The sequence below is a fragment of the Aeromonas sp. CU5 genome, assembly GCF_002586745.1.
Taxonomy (GTDB): domain Bacteria; phylum Pseudomonadota; class Gammaproteobacteria; order Enterobacterales; family Aeromonadaceae; genus Aeromonas; species Aeromonas sobria.
Map to the genome: position 1 here is coordinate 3,030,034 of NZ_CP023817.1, position 18,785 is coordinate 3,048,818.

Annotated in this window: 13 protein-coding genes; 6 read left to right on the plus strand and 7 right to left on the minus strand. The window is 59.7% G+C overall.

Annotation, left to right across the window (positions count from 1 at the left end; genetic code table 11):
* Positions 1-148: 148 nt before the first annotated feature.
* The 4 genes from cysC to cysG all read right to left on the minus strand — a co-directional run bounded on the left by cysC (position 149) and on the right by cysG (position 4,791).
* Positions 149-739: an adenylyl-sulfate kinase gene (cysC, locus tag CK911_RS13380; protein ID WP_098970537.1), complete on the minus strand. Its 591-nt coding sequence runs from the start codon at positions 737-739 to the stop codon at positions 149-151.
* Positions 740-909: 170 nt separating this feature from the next.
* A complete protein-coding gene (gene cysN, locus CK911_RS13385) occupies positions 910-2,337 on the minus strand; it encodes a sulfate adenylyltransferase subunit CysN (protein WP_098970539.1) in 1,428 nt (475 codons plus the stop codon).
* 12 nt (positions 2,338-2,349) lie between these two features.
* Entirely contained in the window at positions 2,350-3,258 is a 909-nt protein-coding gene (gene cysD, locus CK911_RS13390) for a sulfate adenylyltransferase subunit CysD (RefSeq protein ID WP_058052543.1), read from the minus strand.
* Positions 3,259-3,354: 96 nt separating this feature from the next.
* On the minus strand, positions 3,355-4,791 hold the full coding sequence (gene cysG / locus CK911_RS13395) for a siroheme synthase CysG (protein ID WP_098970542.1): 1,437 nt from the start codon (positions 4,789-4,791) through the stop codon (positions 3,355-3,357).
* Positions 4,792-4,988: 197 nt separating this feature from the next.
* Here cysG and CK911_RS13400 point away from each other — a divergent pair, with 197 nt between their 5' ends.
* A complete protein-coding gene (locus CK911_RS13400) occupies positions 4,989-5,912 on the plus strand; it encodes an SPFH domain-containing protein (RefSeq protein WP_098970544.1) in 924 nt (307 codons plus the stop codon).
* Positions 5,909-6,364, plus strand: coding sequence for an NfeD family protein (locus tag CK911_RS13405; protein ID WP_098970547.1), 456 nt, complete (start codon positions 5,909-5,911; stop codon positions 6,362-6,364). Before CK911_RS13400 ends, CK911_RS13405 begins: the two co-directional genes overlap by 4 nt.
* A 69-nt stretch (positions 6,365-6,433) precedes the next feature.
* Here the strand turns inward: CK911_RS13405 and CK911_RS13410 are convergent, their stop codons facing one another.
* Positions 6,434-8,539: a methyl-accepting chemotaxis protein gene (locus tag CK911_RS13410; RefSeq protein ID WP_098970549.1), complete on the minus strand. Its 2,106-nt coding sequence runs from the start codon at positions 8,537-8,539 to the stop codon at positions 6,434-6,436.
* Positions 8,540-8,678: 139 nt separating this feature from the next.
* On the opposite strand from CK911_RS13410, the gene nadA reads away from it, so the two are divergent.
* Complete coding sequence (nadA, locus tag CK911_RS13415; protein ID WP_172954018.1) at positions 8,679-9,752, plus strand: quinolinate synthase NadA; 1,074 nt, start codon at positions 8,679-8,681, stop codon at positions 9,750-9,752.
* Between the two features lie 70 nt (positions 9,753-9,822).
* On the opposite strand, the gene CK911_RS13420 is transcribed toward nadA, so the two are convergent.
* Positions 9,823-10,689, minus strand: a complete 867-nt coding sequence (locus CK911_RS13420; RefSeq protein ID WP_098970552.1) for a D-hexose-6-phosphate mutarotase — start codon at positions 10,687-10,689, stop codon at positions 9,823-9,825.
* Between the two features lie 85 nt (positions 10,690-10,774).
* On the minus strand, positions 10,775-11,770 hold the full coding sequence (gap, locus tag CK911_RS13425) for a type I glyceraldehyde-3-phosphate dehydrogenase (protein ID WP_042023497.1): 996 nt from the start codon (positions 11,768-11,770) through the stop codon (positions 10,775-10,777).
* Between the two features lie 348 nt (positions 11,771-12,118).
* On the opposite strand from gap, the gene malQ reads away from it, so the two are divergent.
* The 3 genes from malQ (at position 12,119) to glgX (ending at position 18,724) form a co-directional block, all read left to right on the plus strand.
* Positions 12,119-14,308, plus strand: a complete 2,190-nt coding sequence (gene malQ / locus CK911_RS13430; protein ID WP_172954019.1) for a 4-alpha-glucanotransferase — start codon at positions 12,119-12,121, stop codon at positions 14,306-14,308.
* A gap of 82 nt (positions 14,309-14,390) precedes the next feature.
* Entirely contained in the window at positions 14,391-16,568 is a 2,178-nt protein-coding gene (glgB, locus tag CK911_RS13435; protein ID WP_098970554.1) for a 1,4-alpha-glucan branching protein GlgB, read from the plus strand.
* Entirely contained in the window at positions 16,568-18,724 is a 2,157-nt protein-coding gene (gene glgX, locus CK911_RS13440) for a glycogen debranching protein GlgX (protein WP_098970556.1), read from the plus strand. Before glgB ends, glgX begins: the two co-directional genes overlap by 1 nt.
* Positions 18,725-18,785: the final 61 nt, after the last annotated feature.

Below are 18,785 nucleotides of genomic sequence, written 5' to 3' on the forward strand. Positions count from 1 at the left end.
AGGTTCGTCGGTGCCACTATAAGCTGGATTTATGGGTTTTCCGATAATGACCCAACTTTTGCTTATAGTGGCTGCCGCCAGCCCATCAGCGCCCGTGGTAGCCAACTGGCCGGCTGCCGGGCACTTGTTATAGGTTCTTCCGATCCAGCTACAGGTAGTTCCCCTGCCGCAGGGAGGTCAGCAGCTCATCCACCAGCACTTCCACCGATTTACCGGCATTCAGCAGATGGATTTCCGGCTGCTCGGGTGCCTCATAGGCGGAGTCGATACCGGTGAAGTTGCGAATTTCCCCTGCCCGCGCCTTTTTGTAGAGCCCCTTGGGGTCGCGCTCTTCACAGACGGCGAGCGGTGCATCGACAAACACTTCGACAAACTCCCCCTCGCTCAAGAGACTCCGCACCAGCTCCCGCTCGGCACGAAATGGCGAGATAAAGGCGGTGAGCACAATCAGGCCCGCGTCCACCATCAGTTTTGCCACCTCGCCGACCCGGCGGATATTCTCCTGCCGCGCGGCATCATCGAAACCGAGATCACCACACAGGCCGTAGCGCACATTGTCGCCATCGAGCAAATAGGTGTGCTTGCCCTCAGCGGCCAGCGCCTGTTCCAGCGCCCCTGCCACGGTTGATTTGCCTGCCCCCGATAGCCCGGTAAACCAGATCACCAGCGGCTTTTGCCTCTTCAATTCGGCCCGGCTTGCCTTGCTCACCGCATGCTGGTGCCACACAACGTTATTCATCCAGACTCCTTCTTTTCGGCGCAATCCAGCCCCTCACCCTAGCCCTCTCCCAAAGGGAGAGGGAACACTGACTCCCTACCCCCTCTTTTCCTCGGTGGGATCAGGCCCCTCACCTCCTCTCCCAGAGGGAGAGGGAATATTTGCCTCTCCCAAGGGAGAGGCACCAGGCGCTATGACTTGCCGCTGTCATTGCCGATGGCCAGCGCCTGCCAGTGGGGGAAGTGCTTGCGCACCAGGGCGTTGAGCTCGATTTCAAACTCGCTGTAGTGCCCTTTTACCGCTTTGGCGGCCAAGCCTTCCACTATCATGCCGGCGCCGACGGTGACGTTGGTCAGCCGGTCGATCAGGATAAAGCTGCCGGTGTCGCGGATCTCCTGATACGGGTCGAACGCCACCGGGTCGGTGAGGCTCAGCTCACACAGGCCGATCTCGTTGAGCTTGAGCTCGCTCGCAGGCAGCTCATCCAGCTTGTTGATCTCGATGCGGTGGCGGATGGCCTCCACCTGACCGCGACTCTTCTTGGTGGCCAGTTTGACGTCGTAGACCCGGCCCGGTTGCAGGGACTCCTCCCCCATCCAGACGATATGGGCCAGCACATTCTGGGTCACTTGCGGCTGCTTGGCGGCATCCACCAGCAGGTCGCCGCGGCTGATGTCGATCTCATCGGCGAAGGTGACTGTGATGGCCTGGCCCGGCAGGGCGTACTCCAGATCCCCGTCGAAGGTGACGATGCGGGTCACTGTGCTCTCTTTGCCCGACGGCAGCACCGCCAGCTTGTCGCCCACCCGCAGGATGCCGGAGGCGAGCGTCCCCGCGAAGCCGCGAAAATCGAGGTTGGGGCGGTTCACATACTGCACCGGCAGGCGCACCGGATGGCGCTCCAGCTCGCGCTCAACCTCGGCAGACTCCAGCAGCGCCAGCAGGGTTTCGCCCTGATACCAAGCCAGCTTGTCGCTCTGGTTGACCACGTTGTCACCGTCCAGCGCCGAGACCGGCACGATATGGATGGTGTCGACGCTGAGCTTCTTGGCGAACTCGCGGTAATCGGCACTGATGCGTTCGAACACCTCCTGACTGAACTCCACCAGATCCATCTTGTTGACCGCCACCACGAACTGCTTGATGCCGAGCAGGCTCGCAATAAAGCTGTGGCGGCGGGTCTGATCCAGCACCCCTTTGCGGGCATCGATCAGAATGATGGCCAGATCGCAGGTGGAGGCGCCGGTCGCCATGTTGCGGGTGTACTGCTCATGGCCCGGGGTATCCGAAATGATAAATTTGCGCTTGGCGGTGGAGAAGTAACGGTAGGCCACGTCGATGGTGATGCCCTGCTCGCGCTCCGCCTGCAAGCCATCCACTAGCAGCGCCAAGTCCAGCTTCTCGCCGGTGGTGCCGAGCTTCTGGCTGTCGGACTCCAGCGCTTTGAGCTGATCTTCATAAATCTGCTGGGAGTCGTGCAGCAGGCGACCGATAAGGGTGCTCTTGCCGTCATCCACGCTGCCGCAGGTGAGAAAACGCAGCAGACTCTTGTGCTGCTGTGCGTGCAGATAGGCTTCGATGCCCTGTTCGGTGATGGCGGTCTGAATATGGCTGTTCATGCTGACGACTCCTTAGAAATATCCCTGACGCTTCTTCTGCTCCATGGAGCCGGCCTGATCGTGGTCAATCAGCCGCCCTTGCCGCTCGCTCGAGGTGGTGAGCAGCATCTCTTCAATAATTTCCGGCAAGGTGGTGGCATCGGATTCGATGGCCCCGGTCAACGGGTAGCAGCCGAGGGTGCGGAAGCGCACCAGCTCCTGCTTCACCTCATCCTCGGCGGTGAGCGGCATGCGCTCGTCATCCACCATGATCTTGATGCCGTTGCGCTCCACCACCGGGCGCATGGCCGCGAAGTAGAGCGGCACTATGTCGATGTTCTCGAGGTAGATGTATTGCCAGATATCCAGCTCGGTCCAGTTGGAGAGCGGGAACACCCGGATGCTCTCCCCCTTGTTGACCTGGCTGTTGTAGACCCGCCACAGCTCCGGACGCTGGTTCTTCGGATCCCAGCGGTGGGACTTGTCACGGAAGGAGTAGACCCGCTCCTTGGCGCGGGACTTCTCCTCGTCGCGACGGGCGCCACCGAAGGCGGCGTCGAAGCCGTATTTGTTGAGCGCCTGCTTGAGCCCCTCGGTCTTCATGATGTCGGTGTGCTTGCCGCTGCCGTGCACGAAGGGGTTGATGCCCATGGCGAGGCCATCCGGGTTCTTGTGGACGATGAGATCCAGCCCGTACTTTTTGGCGGTCTCATCGCGGAACTTGATCATCTCCTTGAACTTCCAGTCGGTGTCGACGTGGAGCAAGGGGAACGGGATCTTGCCCGGATAGAAGGCCTTGCGGGCCAGATGCAGCATGACGGAGGAGTCCTTGCCGATGGAGTACATCATCACCGGGTTTTCAAATTCGGCAGCCACCTCGCGGATGATATGGATGCTCTCGGCTTCCAGCTGCTGCAAGTGCGTCAATCTTTCACGGTCCATGTTGGTCCTCGGGTCATTGCTTATGCGCCTGCTCGGGGCGCTGGGTGGTTCAGTGCGCGGCCGCACCAGCAGCCGCATCAAATATCTCTTTCTCGGTCAGGCCAGCTGCACCAGCTTGAGGTCGCAGCCATCGAGATCCGGGTTAGCGCGCTGCTGCTCGCCGCTTTTTTCTCCAAACCAGGCCAGCCGCTCGCGCAGGGCGACCACTTCGCCGATGACGATAAGCGACGGGCTCACCGCCTGTTTGGCCAGCTCCGCCAAATCGGCCAGCGTGCCGGTCAGCACCCGCTGGCGGGATGTGGTGCCGCGCTCGATGATGGCGATGGGGGTGGCTTGGCTTCGGCCGTGATCCACCAATTGCTGCTGAATATGCTCGGAGCGCATCAGCCCCATGTAGATGACCAGGGTCTGACTGGTGGCGGCGAGCTGCTGCCAGTCGGGCTCCTTGCCCTCTTTTTGGCAGTGGCCGGTAATAAAGACGGCGCTCTGGGCGTAATCACGGTGAGTCAGCGGAATACCGGCATAGGCGGTGGCACCGGCGGCGGCCGTGATGCCTGGCACCACAGAGAAGGGGATGCCTTCATCGGCCAGCACTTCCAGCTCCTCGCCACCCCGGCCAAACATAAAGGGATCGCCCCCTTTCAGCCGTACCACCCGGTTGCCCGCCTTGGCGTACTCAACCAGCAGGCGATTGGTCTCCTCCTGCGGCACGCTGTGGGCGCCCGCCTTCTTGCCGACCGACACCAGAGTGGCGTCGCGGCGCACCAGATCGAGGATCTCGGCGGAGACCAGCTGGTCGTAGAGCACCACTTCAGCCTGTTGAATCTGTTGCAGCGCCTTGAGGGTCAAGAGGCCCGGATCGCCGGGGCCCGCGCCGACCAGCACCACCTCGCCCACTTCGCTTTTCGCCTGGTCGAGGCCATCGCTCAGCCACTGCTCGGCACCTTGCCAGTCCTCTTTCTCAATCAGGCTGGCGAGGGTGTTGGAGGCAAAGGCGCGCTCCCAGAAACGGCGACGGTCGGAAATCGAGGAGAGCACCCGCTTGGCCTTGTCACGGACCCGGCCGGAGAGCTCGGTCAGCCCGCCGAGATGGCGCGGCAGCAAGCTCTCCAGCCGTTCGCGCAGCAGGCGCACCAGCACCGGCGCCTTGCCGCCGCTGGAGACCGCCACCATCAGCGGCGAGCGATCGATGATCGAGGGGAAGATAAAGCTGGAGCGTTTGGGGTCATCCACCACGTTGACGAACAGACCCAGCTGGTTGGCGCTCTGATAAACCAGCGCATTGACTTCGAGATTGTCTGTAGCGGCAACGACCAGGATCTGGCCTGCCAGATGGGCCGGGGTGAAACGCTCCGCCAGATGGGTAAAACGACCGGCAAATTCCAAAAATTCCGATTCAAGTTCCGGGGAGACCAGGGTCAGCCGGGCACCGGCTGCCAGCAGCAGGCGCGCCTTGCGCAGGGCAACTTCGCCCCCGCCCACCAGCAGTACCGGGCGGCCTTCCAACTTGGCAAACATAGGTAAATAATCCATTTCGGCCCATCCCTCAGAACACGACTAATATGGGGCGACTATAGGTAGGGCAGCTTATCCCTCAAAATAATAAAAAATGCTTTTTAATGCGTTTAAGTAATTAGCAAAGCCAATTCACGACCAAGGCGAGTGAAGTCACTTGTGGTACCTGACGCCAGACCATAGGCTAGGGGCTGTGTTTCATAAGGAGCTAAATGATGAATGAATCATTGATTGTGCTAGGGATTTTCGTGTTCCTGGTGATCGTCACCCTGAGCGCGGGCATCAAGATAGTGCCCCAGGGCTACAACTGGACCGTGGAGCGCTTCGGCCGCTACACCCGCACCCTCTCCCCCGGCCTTAACTTGCTGATCCCCTATGTGGATCGGGTCGGTCACAAGATCATCATGATGGAACAGGTGCTGGACATCCCGGCGCAAGAGGTGATCTCCCGCGACAACGCCAACGTCACCATCGACGCCATCAGCTTCGTGCAGGTAGTGGATGCCCGCAAAGCCGCCTATGAAGTCAACGACCTCACCAGTGCCATTCGCAATCTCACCATGACCAACATGCGGACCGTGCTCGGTGCCATGGAGCTGGACGAGATGCTCTCCCAGCGCGACACCATCAACGAGAAACTGCTGCGTACCATGGATGCTGCCACCGCCCCCTGGGGCATCAAGGTGACCCGCATCGAGATTAAAGATGTGCGCCCGCCGCTGGCACTGGTGGAAGCGATGAACGCCCAGATGAAGGCCGAACGCCAGAAACGGGCCGAGGTGCTGGAAGCCGAAGGGGTGCGCCAGTCCAAGATCCTTAAAGCCGAGGGGGAGAAGCAGTCCCAGATCCTGAAAGCCGAAGGTGAACGTCAGGCCGCCTTCCTCGCCGCCGAAGCGCGGGAGCGGGCAGCCGAAGCAGAAGCCAAGGCGACCCACATGGTCTCCAAAGCTATCGCCGAGGGTGATATGCAGGCCATCAACTACTTCGTGGCCCAGAAATATACCGAAGCGCTGGCCCGCATCGGTGAAGGCCCCAATAGCAAGATCATCATGATGCCGCTGGAAGCGGGCAGCCTGATTGGCTCGGTGGCTGGCATGGCCGAGCTGTTCAACAAAGATGGCAAGGGCAACAAATCATGACAGCCCTGTTCGAGGGGCTGACCCACTGGCACTGGCTGGGGATCGGCTTCATTCTGCTGGCCATCGAGGTGCTCAGCTCGGTGGGCTTTCTGCTCTGGACCGGCATCGCCGCGCTGGAAGTGGGCCTGCTGCTGCTGATCTGGCCCTTTGGCTGGCAAGCTCAGTTGCTGCTGTTTGCGGTGCAATCCCTGCTCACCACCTGGGCCTGGTGGCGCTGGCAGCACCAGCGTGACAACTCGGGTCAGGATGCCGCCAGTACCATCAACGAGCGGATGCAGGGCTACATGGGCCGCGAGCTGACCCTGCTGGATGATGTCGCTCAAGGCACCAGCCGGGTACATCTGGACGACACGGTCTGGACGGTTCGCTGCGACGAGTCGCTGCCTGCGGGCAGCAAGGTCAGGGTGGTAGGGGCCGACTCCCACATCCTGCTGGTTGAACCGCGCAACTGACGGCGCTCTGCCATCGAACCATAAAAAAGCCCGCGATCGCTCGCGGGCTTTTGCTTCTCTGGCTGCCACTCAGGTACGCAGCCGGTCGAGCTGACTGGCCAGCGCCGTGGCCGCTTGCTCCAGCGCCTCGCTCAGCTGATGGCTGGAGCTGGCCTCCTGTCCGATCACGTTGGCGGTGTCGCCGATCCGCATCAGGTTCTGGTTGATGGCGTCGCTCACCGCACTCTGCTGCTCGGCGGCGGTAGCCACCTGACTGATGTGGTCGTGGATCTGCTGGATCTGGGCCACCACCCGATTGAGCGCCTCGAACGCCTGCTCGGTGCCCTGCTCCGTGGTGGCAGAGCGCTCGATGCCGGTATTCATCAGACGCTGACTGCTGCTCACCTCGGTCTGCAGACTGCCGATCAGCTGGCCAATTTCGTCGGTCGACTCCCGGGTCTTGGTCGCCAGCGCCCGCACCTCGTCCGCTACCACCGCAAAGCCGCGGCCCATGTCCCCCGCCCGCGCAGCCTCGATGGCGGCATTGAGGGCCAGCAGATTGGTCTGCTCGGCAATGGCGCGGATCACATCGAGGATCCGGCTGATATTGGTGCTGCGTTGGGCCACCAGCGCTACCGCCTTGTCCGCCTCATGCATGTCCCCGACCAGGGTATGGATCTCGTTGCGCGCATTGCTGAGGGTCTGCTGGGCGGTATTGATGTGGTGGGTCGCAGACTCCGACTCCTGCGCCGCCTGTTCGGCATAACCCGCCACGCTGACCGCAGTGGTACTCATCTGATGCATGGCGCTCACCACGCTCTCCAGCTCCAGATTCTGTTCATCCAGACTGTTGCGCATGGTATCGGCGGTATGTTTCATCTCCCGCGCCTGCTGATAAACCTGCTGGCCGATCCCTTTGCTCATTTGCACCATACCCCGCAGCTTGCCGAGGAAGGCATTGAGCTGGGAGCCAAGATCGATCAGCTCCTGATGGGTGTCGATATCCATCTGCTGGGTCAAGTCCCCCTCATTGCTGGAGAGGTGGCCCACATGACGGCTAATGAGGGAGAGCGGCGCGGTGATGGTCTGGATAAACCAGACCAGCAGTCCCAGCACCAGCAAAGTGATCCCGCCCATGGCGATGATCTGCTGCCGCTGTGCATCCACCAGCAGGGCGCCCAGCTCGCTGCTGATAGTGTGCGCCTTGCTCAGCGCCAGCGCCTTGGGCACCTTGATCATCAACCACCACTGGGTATTGGCAGCCTCGACCCGGATGGGCTGATGAAGAATGAAGTCACTGTCGCTGCTGACCGGCTGACCGTCAGGCAGGGTCAGGCCCACCTCCTTGAGTGGACGGCCCAACTTGTCGGCGTAGCGGTTACTGCCCACGATAAGCCCCATCTTGCTGACCAGGGTCACATCCGCCTTGTTGTCATAGAGGCTCTTGCCAAGGTTTTCAGCCAGTTGCTGGAAGATGGGCAGGTTCATATCCACCCCGGCCAGCCCGACAAACTTGCCATCACGCAGCACGGGCACCGTCAGACTGGTCATCAGCATCTTGTTGCCCGGGCTGATTTCGTAGAGGTAGGGCTCCATCAGGCAGGGCTGGCGGGTATCGCGACCACAGAGATACCACTCGCTGTTGCGAATGCCAAACTCGTTGAGGGAGGTATCAAACTTGGCCTCGCTGGCAGCGGCGTCCACCGCTTGCTGAGCGACTGCCCCTCCCTGATCCTTGGTGAAATAGACCTCCAGACTCCCCTTTCCTGCCACCGAGTGGCTGGCCCCGCCCAGCCAGTTGGCATCCTCGCCATCATAGCCATCCGGTTCAAACTGGGCGTAGATGGAGCTGATCCCGCTCGCCTGCTGCAAGCTGCTGCCGAGCAGAGACTCCACTTGGGGCCGCGACAGCCGCAGCTCCGGTTTGGCCATCCCGGCTTCAATCTGGGCAGTCACGGTCAGGGGGATCTGATAGGAGTTCTGCATCAGCGAGGCAATCTGGATGGCATAGCGCTCCGCCTGATACTGCAGGCTGTGGGAGACCTCTTGCTCCAGCGCATCGCTGGTCTGGGTCATTACCATGCTCCGAAGGGTACTGAAAGAGGCCGACTGCAACAGGGTCATGGACAGTCCGGTCAGCAGAAACAGCCCCATGGTAAGACACAACAGCTTGAACTTGAGGGAACGTTGCTTCATGGGGCAACTCCTTATGGCAGGGTGACAACGAATTATCTGAGTATATTCGCCCACTTGCGCTTCACCGGATTTGTGATGGGTTTGTCGCCAGCTTCTGGTTATAATTTTCGCCTTCCCGAGCGTTGATGGAACAGTCGCAATGAGCAATGCACTGAGCAGTGTCCCGCCGGTAGTCGCGATGGACTACCCCTTTCCGGCCAAACCTCTTCCCCTGAGTGCCGAGCAGAGAACGACCTTGACCACAGAGATCAAGGCACTGCTCAAGGAGCGCAAGGCGGTACTGGTGGCCCACTACTACACGGATCCCGAGATCCAGGCACTGGCTGAAGCCACCGGCGGTTTCGTTGGTGACTCGCTGGAAATGGCCCGCTTTGGCCGGGATCATGAGGCGCAGACCCTGATCGTCGCTGGGGTGCGCTTCATGGGGGAGACTTCCAAGATCCTGAGCCCCCACAAGCGAGTGTTGATGCCAACGCTGGAAGCCGAGTGCTCCCTCGATCTGGGTTGCCCCATCGAGCAGTTCTCCGCCTTCTGCGATGCCAATCCCGACCATACCGTGGTGGTCTATGCCAATACCTCAGCCGCCGTCAAAGCGCGGGCTGACTGGGTGGTGACCTCCAGCATCGCGTTGGAAATTGTCGAGCACCTCGATAGCCAGGGTCACAAGATTATCTGGGGCCCGGATCGCCATCTGGGTGCCTATATCGAGAAGAAGACCGGCGCCCAGATGCTGCGCTGGCAGGGCCACTGTATCGTTCACGACGAGTTCAAGGCCCGCGCCCTGCGCGAGCTGAAAGAGCAGAATCCGGACGCAGCCGTGCTGGTTCATCCGGAATCCCCCGCCTCGGTGATCGAGCTGGCCGATGCAGTGGGCTCCACCAGCCAGCTGATCAAGGCCGCCAAAGAGCTGCCCCAGCAGAAGCTGATCGTGGCAACCGATCGGGGCATCTTCTACAAGATGCAGCAGGCCTGTCCGGATAAAGAGATGGTGGAAGCACCGACCGGTGGCGATGGCGCCACCTGCCGCAGCTGTGCCCACTGCCCCTGGATGGCGATGAACGGTCTGGTGGCGATCAAAGCCGCCCTCACCGATGGCGCCGAGCCGCACGAGATCCATGTAGACGAGGAACTGCGGGTGAAAGCCTTGATCCCCCTCGATCGGATGCTCAACTTTGCTGCCGAACTCAAGCTCAAGACCCAAGGCAACGCTTGATTGCAACGGGGATGAGATGCAAAGAGGGCACCCGATGGGTGCCCTCTTGTTTTATGGGATGTGGCTTAAGTTAGATTATCACGGTAGAGAAGCTGTGCTCTTCATCCGGCGCAACAGTTACCCCCGCCTCGCCAGCGATGGCAGCCTCGACACACAACATGGTGCGATAACCGTCATCGCTCATGTCGGCCATGGCGGTGGCGCCTTCCAGCCAGGGGGTCCAGACCACCACGCTGTCGTGGTGGCCGCTCACTACCCGGGTCTCACGATCGCCATCTTTGACACAAACCAGCGCATCTGGCTGCCAGTAGACCCGATCCAGCGCGCCATTGAGGGTCAATGCCCCCTGCTGCTTGGCATCCTGTCCGGTCAGCTTGTCGGCATAGGGCTCGCCCAGACCGGTCACACTCACAGCGTCTGGTGCGCTGATAGCAAGATAGGTGTGCAATGCACCGCTATAAGTCAGCGGCTGCGCACCGGTGTTGCGAGTGGCCAGCACCAGCGAGAGCTCTTTGCCCACCAGCACATCCAGCTCCAGTTCGAAGGCGTGATCCCACAGGGCACGGGTCCCATCACTGTCGCGCAGAGACAGATGGACGAGCGTGCCATCAGCATGGTCGGACACACCATCCAGCTCCCAGAGGGTGGTACGGGCGAAACCATGGGAAGGCTTGCCACTGCCGACGCGCGCTGGCGCCGGGCCAAACCAGGGCCAGCAGAGCGGGATACCGCCACGGATCGGCTTGCTGCCATCCAGCACCGCCTTGTCGCTCAGCCAGATGGAGGCGGGCTCACCATGACGCTGATAGCTCAGCACATGAGCACCAAACAGACTTATCTCTGCCTTGCCATAGTCATTGTTGATAGTGAGAACCGGCAGACCGGCCGCATTATTGGCGAGCTGGCAGTTGGCGGTCAGAGGACGAATGGTATGCATATGGACTCCTGTCATCAGGGGAAGCGAAAAACAAAAAGGCGGCCAATGGCCGCCTTTTTTAAGCTACGCGATTGCGCATCCCAAATTACTTGGAGATGTGAGCGATCAGGTCCAGAACTTTGCTGGAGTAGCCCATTTCGTTGTCGTACCAGGACACAACTTTAACGAACTTGTCGTTCAGCTGGATACCGGCTTTGGCATCGAATACGGAGGTCTGACGCTCACCGATGAAGTCGTTGGAAACAACTTGATCTTCGGTGTAGCCCAGAACGCCCTTCATGGAACCTTCGGAAGCGGCTTTCATTGCAGCACAGATCTGCTCGTAAGTAGCAGGCTTCTTCAGGTTAACGGTCAGGTCAACAACAGACACGTCCGGAGTCGGAACACGGAAAGCCATACCGGTCAGCAGGCCTTTCAGTTCAGGGATAACTACGCCAACAGCTTTAGCTGCACCGGTAGAGGACGGGATGATGTTCTGGCCAGCGCCACGACCACCGCGCCAGTCTTTGGCGGAGGGACCATCAACGGTCTTCTGGGTAGCAGTGGTAGCGTGAACTGTGGTCATCAGGCCAGACTCGATACCGAAGGTATCGTTCAGAACCTTGGCGATCGGGGCCAGGCAGTTGGTGGTGCAGGAAGCGTTGGAAACGATGTCCTGGCCAGCGTAGGTCGCGTCGTTAACACCCATTACGAACATCGGGGTAGCGTCTTTGGACGGGCCAGTCAGAACAACTTTCTTGGCACCAGCTTGGATGTGCTTACGTGCAGTAGCGTCATCCAGGAACAGACCAGTCGCTTCGGCAACAACGTCAACACCGATTTCGCCCCACTTCAGCTCAGCTGGGTCACGAACGGCGGTAACGCGAACGGTTTTACCGTTTACAACCAGGTTGCCGTCTTTAACTTCTACGGTACCGTTGAAACGACCGTGAGTTGAATCGTACTTCAGCATGTAAGCCATGTAGTCAACATCGATCAGGTCGTTGATACCAACAACTTCGATGTCTGCACGCTCGCAAGCCAGACGGAATACGAAACGACCGATACGGCCAAAACCGTTGATACCTACTTTGATAGTCATAATTTTGTTACCTAACTGTTCAGTAGTTAAAGAAAATTCCGTTTGTAAATTTACTAGAACTCTCAGGTGAGTCAACCAACTTTCTGTCTGAAATTGCGCTACGTCATGAAAAACTGTGAAATTAATTTTCTGTTTATGTAACTGATTACCATATTTTGATGAAAATAGTGTCATAACGGGGTCGTGCACAGAGATCCACAATAGTGCCTGCCCGGTCACACAACCATTCACAGAGATATGTAAAAATGTGCGCGGTTTAGCATGGCCCAAAAGCCACTGTTCACATACCAACCCATAAAAATGAATCAAAATAGTATAGATAGAATCCACAGCGGGAATTCTCAAACTATGACCACCCTGATTGAACAGCTGGCTGCCGCAAAAGGCATTGCCAGTGAATATGTTGATGCCTGGGGCCATCCGGCACAGGTATCCGAAGAGAGCAAGGCCGCCATGCTGGGCGCCATGGGTTACCGCGTCGATGACGAGGCCGCTCTGGTGCAGCAGCTGGAAGAGGAGCATCGCCAGCACTGGCTGCGGGCGCTGGATCCTGTGATGGTGGTTCGCACTGGCGACGCCGTCACCCTCGAGGTCCGCCTCCCCCTCGAATTCGTCAACGACGCCCTCATCTGGCAGCTCCAGCAGGAGCAGGGTGCGGTGTTGTCCGGTCAATTCACCCCCATCGATGGTGAGCTGGTCGGCGTGGCTGAATTTGAGGAGATGGAGTGCCAGGCCTATCAGGTGACGCTGGAGATGGCCCCTGAGTTGGGCTATCACCAGCTGGTGCTGCTGGAAGAGGGCAACGACGAGCCGCTGGCTACCATGCGCCTTATCGTCGCGCCCCAAGCCTGCTACAAGCAGGCGCCGATTGCCGATGGCCGCAAGGTGTGGGGCCCGAGCGTGCAGCTCTACTGCCTGCGCAGCCGCCACAACTGGGGCATCGGTGATTTCAGCGATCTGGGCCAGCTGGTCGAGAAAGCCGCCGCCTGGGGTGCCCACTTCGTCGGCCTCAACCCTATCCACGCCCTCTATCCGGCCAATCCGGAGAGCGCCAGCCCCTACAGCCCCTCTTCCCGTCGCTGGCTTAACGTCGCCTATATCAATGTGGAAGCGGTGCCTGAATTCCAGCAGAGCGATCGCCTGAAAGCGGAAGTGGCAAGCCCCACCTTCCAGCAACATCTGGCCGAGCTGCGCGCCCAGGAGAACGTCGATTACACCGGCGTGATCCAGACCAAACTCGCCATGCTGCGTCAGGTGTTCGACGAAGCCAGCTTTGGCGCCGAACGTCAGGCTGCCTTTGATGCCTTCGTTGCCGCCGGTGGTGATAGCCTGCAACAGCAAGCGGCATTTGATGCCCTGCAGGCCTACTTCTATGCCAAGGGCGACAACGCCTGGGGCTGGCCGGTATGGCCAGAACCGTTCCGCAATTACCACAACCCCGCAGTTGCCGCCTGGATGGCCGAGCATCAGCAAGATGTGAACTTCTACCTATACCTGCAGTTCCTGGCCGATGAGCAGCTGGCGCAAGCCGATGCGCGCGCCAAGGCGGCCGGCATGGTAATGGGGATCTACCGGGATCTGGCGGTTGGCGTCTCTGAAGGCTCCACCGAGATCTGGGCCAACCAGGATCTCTACTGCCCGAAAGCCTCGGTCGGTGCGCCGCCTGATGTGCTGGGGCCACTGGGTCAGAATTGGGGCCTGCCCCCGATGAATCCGAACCAGCTGTTTGAAGCCGCCTACCAACCTATGGTGGAGATGTTCCGTGCCAACATGCGCTCCTGCGGCGCGCTGCGCATCGACCACGTGATGGCCTTGCTGCGCCTGTGGTGGGTACCGCCCGGAGCATCTGCCGCCAAAGGCGCCTACATCTATTATCCGGTCAACGATCTGCTGGGCATTCTGGCCCTCGAATCCCACCGCAACCAGTGCCTGCTGATCGGTGAAGATCTGGGCACTGTGCCGGAAGGGATCGACGTGACCCTGAAAGAGAACGGCGTCCACTCCTACAAGGTGTTCTTCTTCGAGCGCGCCAAGACGGATGGCGGCTTCATCTCACCTGCGCACTACACCGAGCAGGCGATGTCAGCCCTGACCACTCACGACATGCCGACCCTCAAGGGATTCTGGCATTGCGATGATCTGGCGCTGGGCCGTCAACTGGGTTTATATCCAGATGAGGATGTTTTGAAGACGCTGTATGCTGATCGCCATCAGGCCAAGCAGCGGATCCTGGACAGCTTGCATGCGCATCATGTCATCTCTGACCACATCAGCCATGACGTGAACTGGGTAGGTATGAACACCGAACTCAACCACGGTCTGCAGCTCCATATGTCCCGCGGTAGCTGCGCCCTGTTCAGTACCCAGCTGGAGGATTGGCTGGAGATGGACAAACCGGTCAACGTGCCGGGCACCAGTTACGAATACCCCAACTGGCGCCGCAAGCTCTCTGCTGACCTGGAAGATATTTTTGCCAATGAGGCACTCAAGGCACTGGCTGGCAAAATGAGCCAAGCCCGTGATGAGGCCAGTCGTTGAGCCACTGTGCAACACAGCTGACTCACCTAAATCCACTCCGGCCCAGGCCGGAGTGGATGCTCTGTCATGAAAGGAAATCTCGATGCTCGTTGAAAGTTTGGTTGCTGCCCGCTGTTCCGATCCCTTCTCTCATCTAGGCCTGCAGGCCAATCCGGCTGGGCCCGGCCTCAAACTGACCGCCTGGTTGCCTGATGCCCTCGAAGTCCGCATCAAGGATCTCAAATCAGGCAAAATTGTTGCCACTCTGGCACCCTCCGATGAATCGGGCCTTTTTGAAACTGTTTTCACCCGCCGCAAGAATCCCTTTCCCTATCAGCTGCTCGCCAGCTACCAAGATGCCACCACCGAGGTCATCGACCCTTATCAATTTCAGGATGCTGCCTGGGCGGGTCTTGCTGAACTGACCACCCAACCGGAAAACCTCTACCACACCCTTGGCGCCCAGTTGCGCACCGTTGAGCATCTCGGTCAACAGGTCGAAGGGGTCCGTTTTGCGGTCTACGCGCCGAGCGCCACTGCGGTGAGCCTGATCGGCGACTTCAACTTCTGGGATGGCCGCCGCCATCCGATGCAGCGCAGCCTCTGCGGTCACTGGGTGCTGTTTGTACCGGGGCTGAAAGCAGGGGATCGCTACAAGTTCGAGCTCAAGGATCCTGCTGGTCATCGCTTGCCGCACAAGAGCGATCCGGTCGGTTTCTATTGCGAGCAGTACCCGTCGTTCGCTTCCGTGGTCTATGACCAGCAACAGTATCAGTGGCAGGATGCAGACTGGCTTGCCAGCCAGCACAACGACAAGCGGGAACAGCCGCTCTCCATCTATGAACTGCACATCGGATCCTGGAAGCGCCACCCCAATGGCGACAGCCTGAGCTGGCGTGAGCTGGCGGTAGAGCTGGTGGCCTACGTCAAGGAGATGGAGTACACCCACATCGAGCTGCTACCGATCTCCGAGCACCCGTTCAGCGGCTCCTGGGGCTACCAGCCGGTGGGCATGTTCTCCCCCACCAGTCGCTATGGCAGCGCCGATGACTTCAAGTACTTCGTCGACCAGTGCCACCAGGCTGGCATCGGCGTCATCCTCGACTGGGTGCCCGCCCACTTCCCGTCCGATGCCCACGGACTGGCTCGCTTCGATGGCACGCCACTTTATGAATATGAAGACCCGCGCCGTGGCTGGCACCCGGACTGGAACTCCTACATCTATGACTATGGCCGCAACAATGTCCGCCAGTTTCTGGTGGCCAGTGCCCTGTTCTGGCTCGACAAGTTCCACATCGATGGCCTGCGGGTAGACGCTGTCGCCTCCATGCTCTATCTCGATTATTCGCGCAATGAGGGCGAGTGGGTGCCGAACGTCGATGGTGGCAACCACAACTACGAAGCGGTCAGCCTGCTCAAGTGGACCAACGAAGAGGTTTACAGCAAGTATCCTCACGCCATGACCATCGCCGAAGAGTCCACCGCCTATGCCGGTGTCTCCCGCCCCACCTTCCTCGGCGGCCTCGGTTTTGGCTTCAAGTGGAATATGGGCTGGATGCACGACACCCTCACCTATATGCAGAAAGAGCCGATCCACCGCCGTTATCACCACAACGACATGACCTTCTCCATGGTGTACCACTATGACGAGAACTTCATTCTGTCGCTCTCTCACGATGAGGTGGTGCACGGCAAACACTCAATGATTTACAAGATGCCCGGCGACGAATGGCAACAAGCGGCCAACTTGCGCGCTTACATGGGCTTCATGTATGCCCACCCGGGCAAGAAACTCAACTTTATGGGCACCGAAATCGCCCAAAGCAACGAGTGGAACCACGATGCCCAGCTGCCATGGCACCTGCTGCAGTTCCCCAAGCACGGTGGCCAGCAGCGGTTGATCCGCGATCTTAACCACCTCTACCGTCATGAGCCTGCCTTGTATCAGGCCGATTATGAGCAGACCGGTTTCCGCTGGCTGGATCACAACGATGCCGACAACAGCATCTTTGCCTGGCTGCGGGCCGATAAAGAGGGCAAGCAGGCCATCGTAGTGGCGGCCAACTTCACCCCGGTACCCCGTCTCGAATATCGGGTCGGCGTCCCGGCTGCTGGCTACTATCGGGTGGTACTCAACACCGACAGCGAGTTTTACTGGGGCAGCAACTATGATGTGGGTCTGGTGTTTGCTGCCGAGCCGACCCCCTGGCAGGGGATGGCACACAGCATAGTGCTGGATCTGCCACCGCTGGCAACCTTGTTCATTAAACAGGAGTCTTGATGCTTGTTATGGAAACCGGGTTGAGCCACCCACTGGGCACTCAACTTGATAAGGATGGTTGTCACTTCTGTGTCTGGGCCCCCCAATCGGACAAGGTGGAGCTCTGCCTGTTCGATGAACAGGAGCAGGAGATAACGCGACTTGAGCTGCCCGGCCGCCGTGGCCAGTATCGCTTTGGCTACGTGCGCGGCATGCAGGCGGGTCAACGCTACGGCTATCGGGTCTATGGCGCCCCGCAGGAGGGGATGCTGTTCGATCCGCAAAAACTGCTGATCGACCCCTACGCCAAGGCACTCAGCCGCCCGACCTACTGGGATGACGAGCTCTATCAGGGTGACAGTGCCGCCATGATTGCCAAGTCAGTGGTGGTGGATGACAGCTTTGACTGGCAGGGTGTCGGCAAACCCCGCATCAGCCATGCTCGCACCATCCTCTATGAGACTCACGTCAAGGGCTTTACCAAACAGCACCCGGGGGTCCCCAAGGCGCTGCAGGGCACCTATCTGGGCATCAGCCATCCGCTGATGATCGAACACATGAAGAGTCTCGGTATCACCTCGGTACAATTGATGCCGGTGGCCGCCTTCATGTCGGAACCACGGTTGGAGCGACTGGGGCTGACCAACTACTGGGGCTACAACCCCATCGCCTTCTTCGCCCCCGAGCCGCGCTACAGCACCAAGCAGGACGAGGCGGTGACCGAGTTCAAAACCATGGTGCGCGAGCTGCACCGGGCCGGGCTGGAGGTGATTCTGGATGTGGTCTACAACCACACCGCCGCCTCTGGCTTCGATGGCCCCACCTTGTCGTTCAAGGGATTCGACAACGCCGGTTATTTCGCCTTCGAAGCGGGCCCTCACGGCCCCGACTACACCCGTCACGCCAACGTCACCGGCTGTGGCAACAGCGTCAATCTGGATCACCCCAATACCCTTAGACTGGTGCTCGATGCCCTGCGTTACTGGGTCACCGAGATGCAGGTGGATGGTTTCCGTTTCGATCTGGCGGTAACCCTGGCGCGGGAAGCGGGTGAGTTCGATCCCATGGGGGCCTTCTTCAAGGCGATCATGGCCGATCCGCTACTGTCACAGGTCAAGCTCATTGCCGAGCCATGGGACATCGGGCCCTTCGGCTACCGGCTGGGGCAATTTCCAAGCCAGTGGCAGGAGATAAACGACCGCTATCGCGATACGGTGCGCGCCTTCTGGCGTGGTGATGCCGGCAAGATGGGGGACTTTGCCACCCGTCTGGTGGGCTCGCGGGATATCTTCCCGAAGAATTGGCGATCCCCGCATACCAGCGTCAACTATCTCTGCTATCACGACGGCTTCACCCTGGAAGATCTGGTCTCCTACAACCAGCGCCACAATCAGGCCAACGGTGAAGACAATCGGGATGGTCACGGCAACAACCTCTCTCATAACCACGGGGTAGAGGGGCCGACCCTGGATCCGCGGGTCAACAGCCTGCGCCAGCAGCAAAAACGCAACTTGATCGCCACCCTGCTGCTCTCTCAGGGAACCCCCCATTTTCTGGCCGGTGACGAGATGGGCCGCAGCCAGCTGGGCAACAACAACGCCTACTGTCAGGACAACCAGATCAGCTGGGTCAACTGGCAATGGCGGCCAGAAGACGAGCGGCTGCTCGCCTTCACCCAGCAGATGATGGCGCTGCGGGCGGAATCGGGGGTTTTCTCCAACCTGCAACTGAGCGATGACAGCTGGAACGGCGCCTCCTCCAGCTGCCATCAGGTCAACTGGTATCACCCGGATGGCCACCAGCTCACCGATCAGGATTGGCACGCTCCTATGGGGCAGGCATTTGCCATGGATATCGGCATGATCAACTGTATCGGCGAGCGCTGGTACGTGCTGTTCAACGCCAGCGATTACGATATCCAGTTCCGCCTGCCGCCACCGGGGGACGGGCTGGAGTGGATCCAGACCATCGACACCGCGACCAACGATGGACTGCCGTTTCTGCCTGATGATATCAAACGGCAGGTGGCGGTCGGTCGCGCCCACTCTCTCAAGCTGCTGGAGCGGGTGGCGCTGGCCAGCACGGCGGTGGATGCCCAGCCACCACTGCCAGCACTCATCCCTGTATCCAGTGCGGACCAGCCTGCCACAGCGATCACAGATGCGGACAAAGCATAACAGGCATGCTGGAGTCAGCTTTACGGAGCCGCTATGCTGGACGCCGTTATGAAAGGCAAGG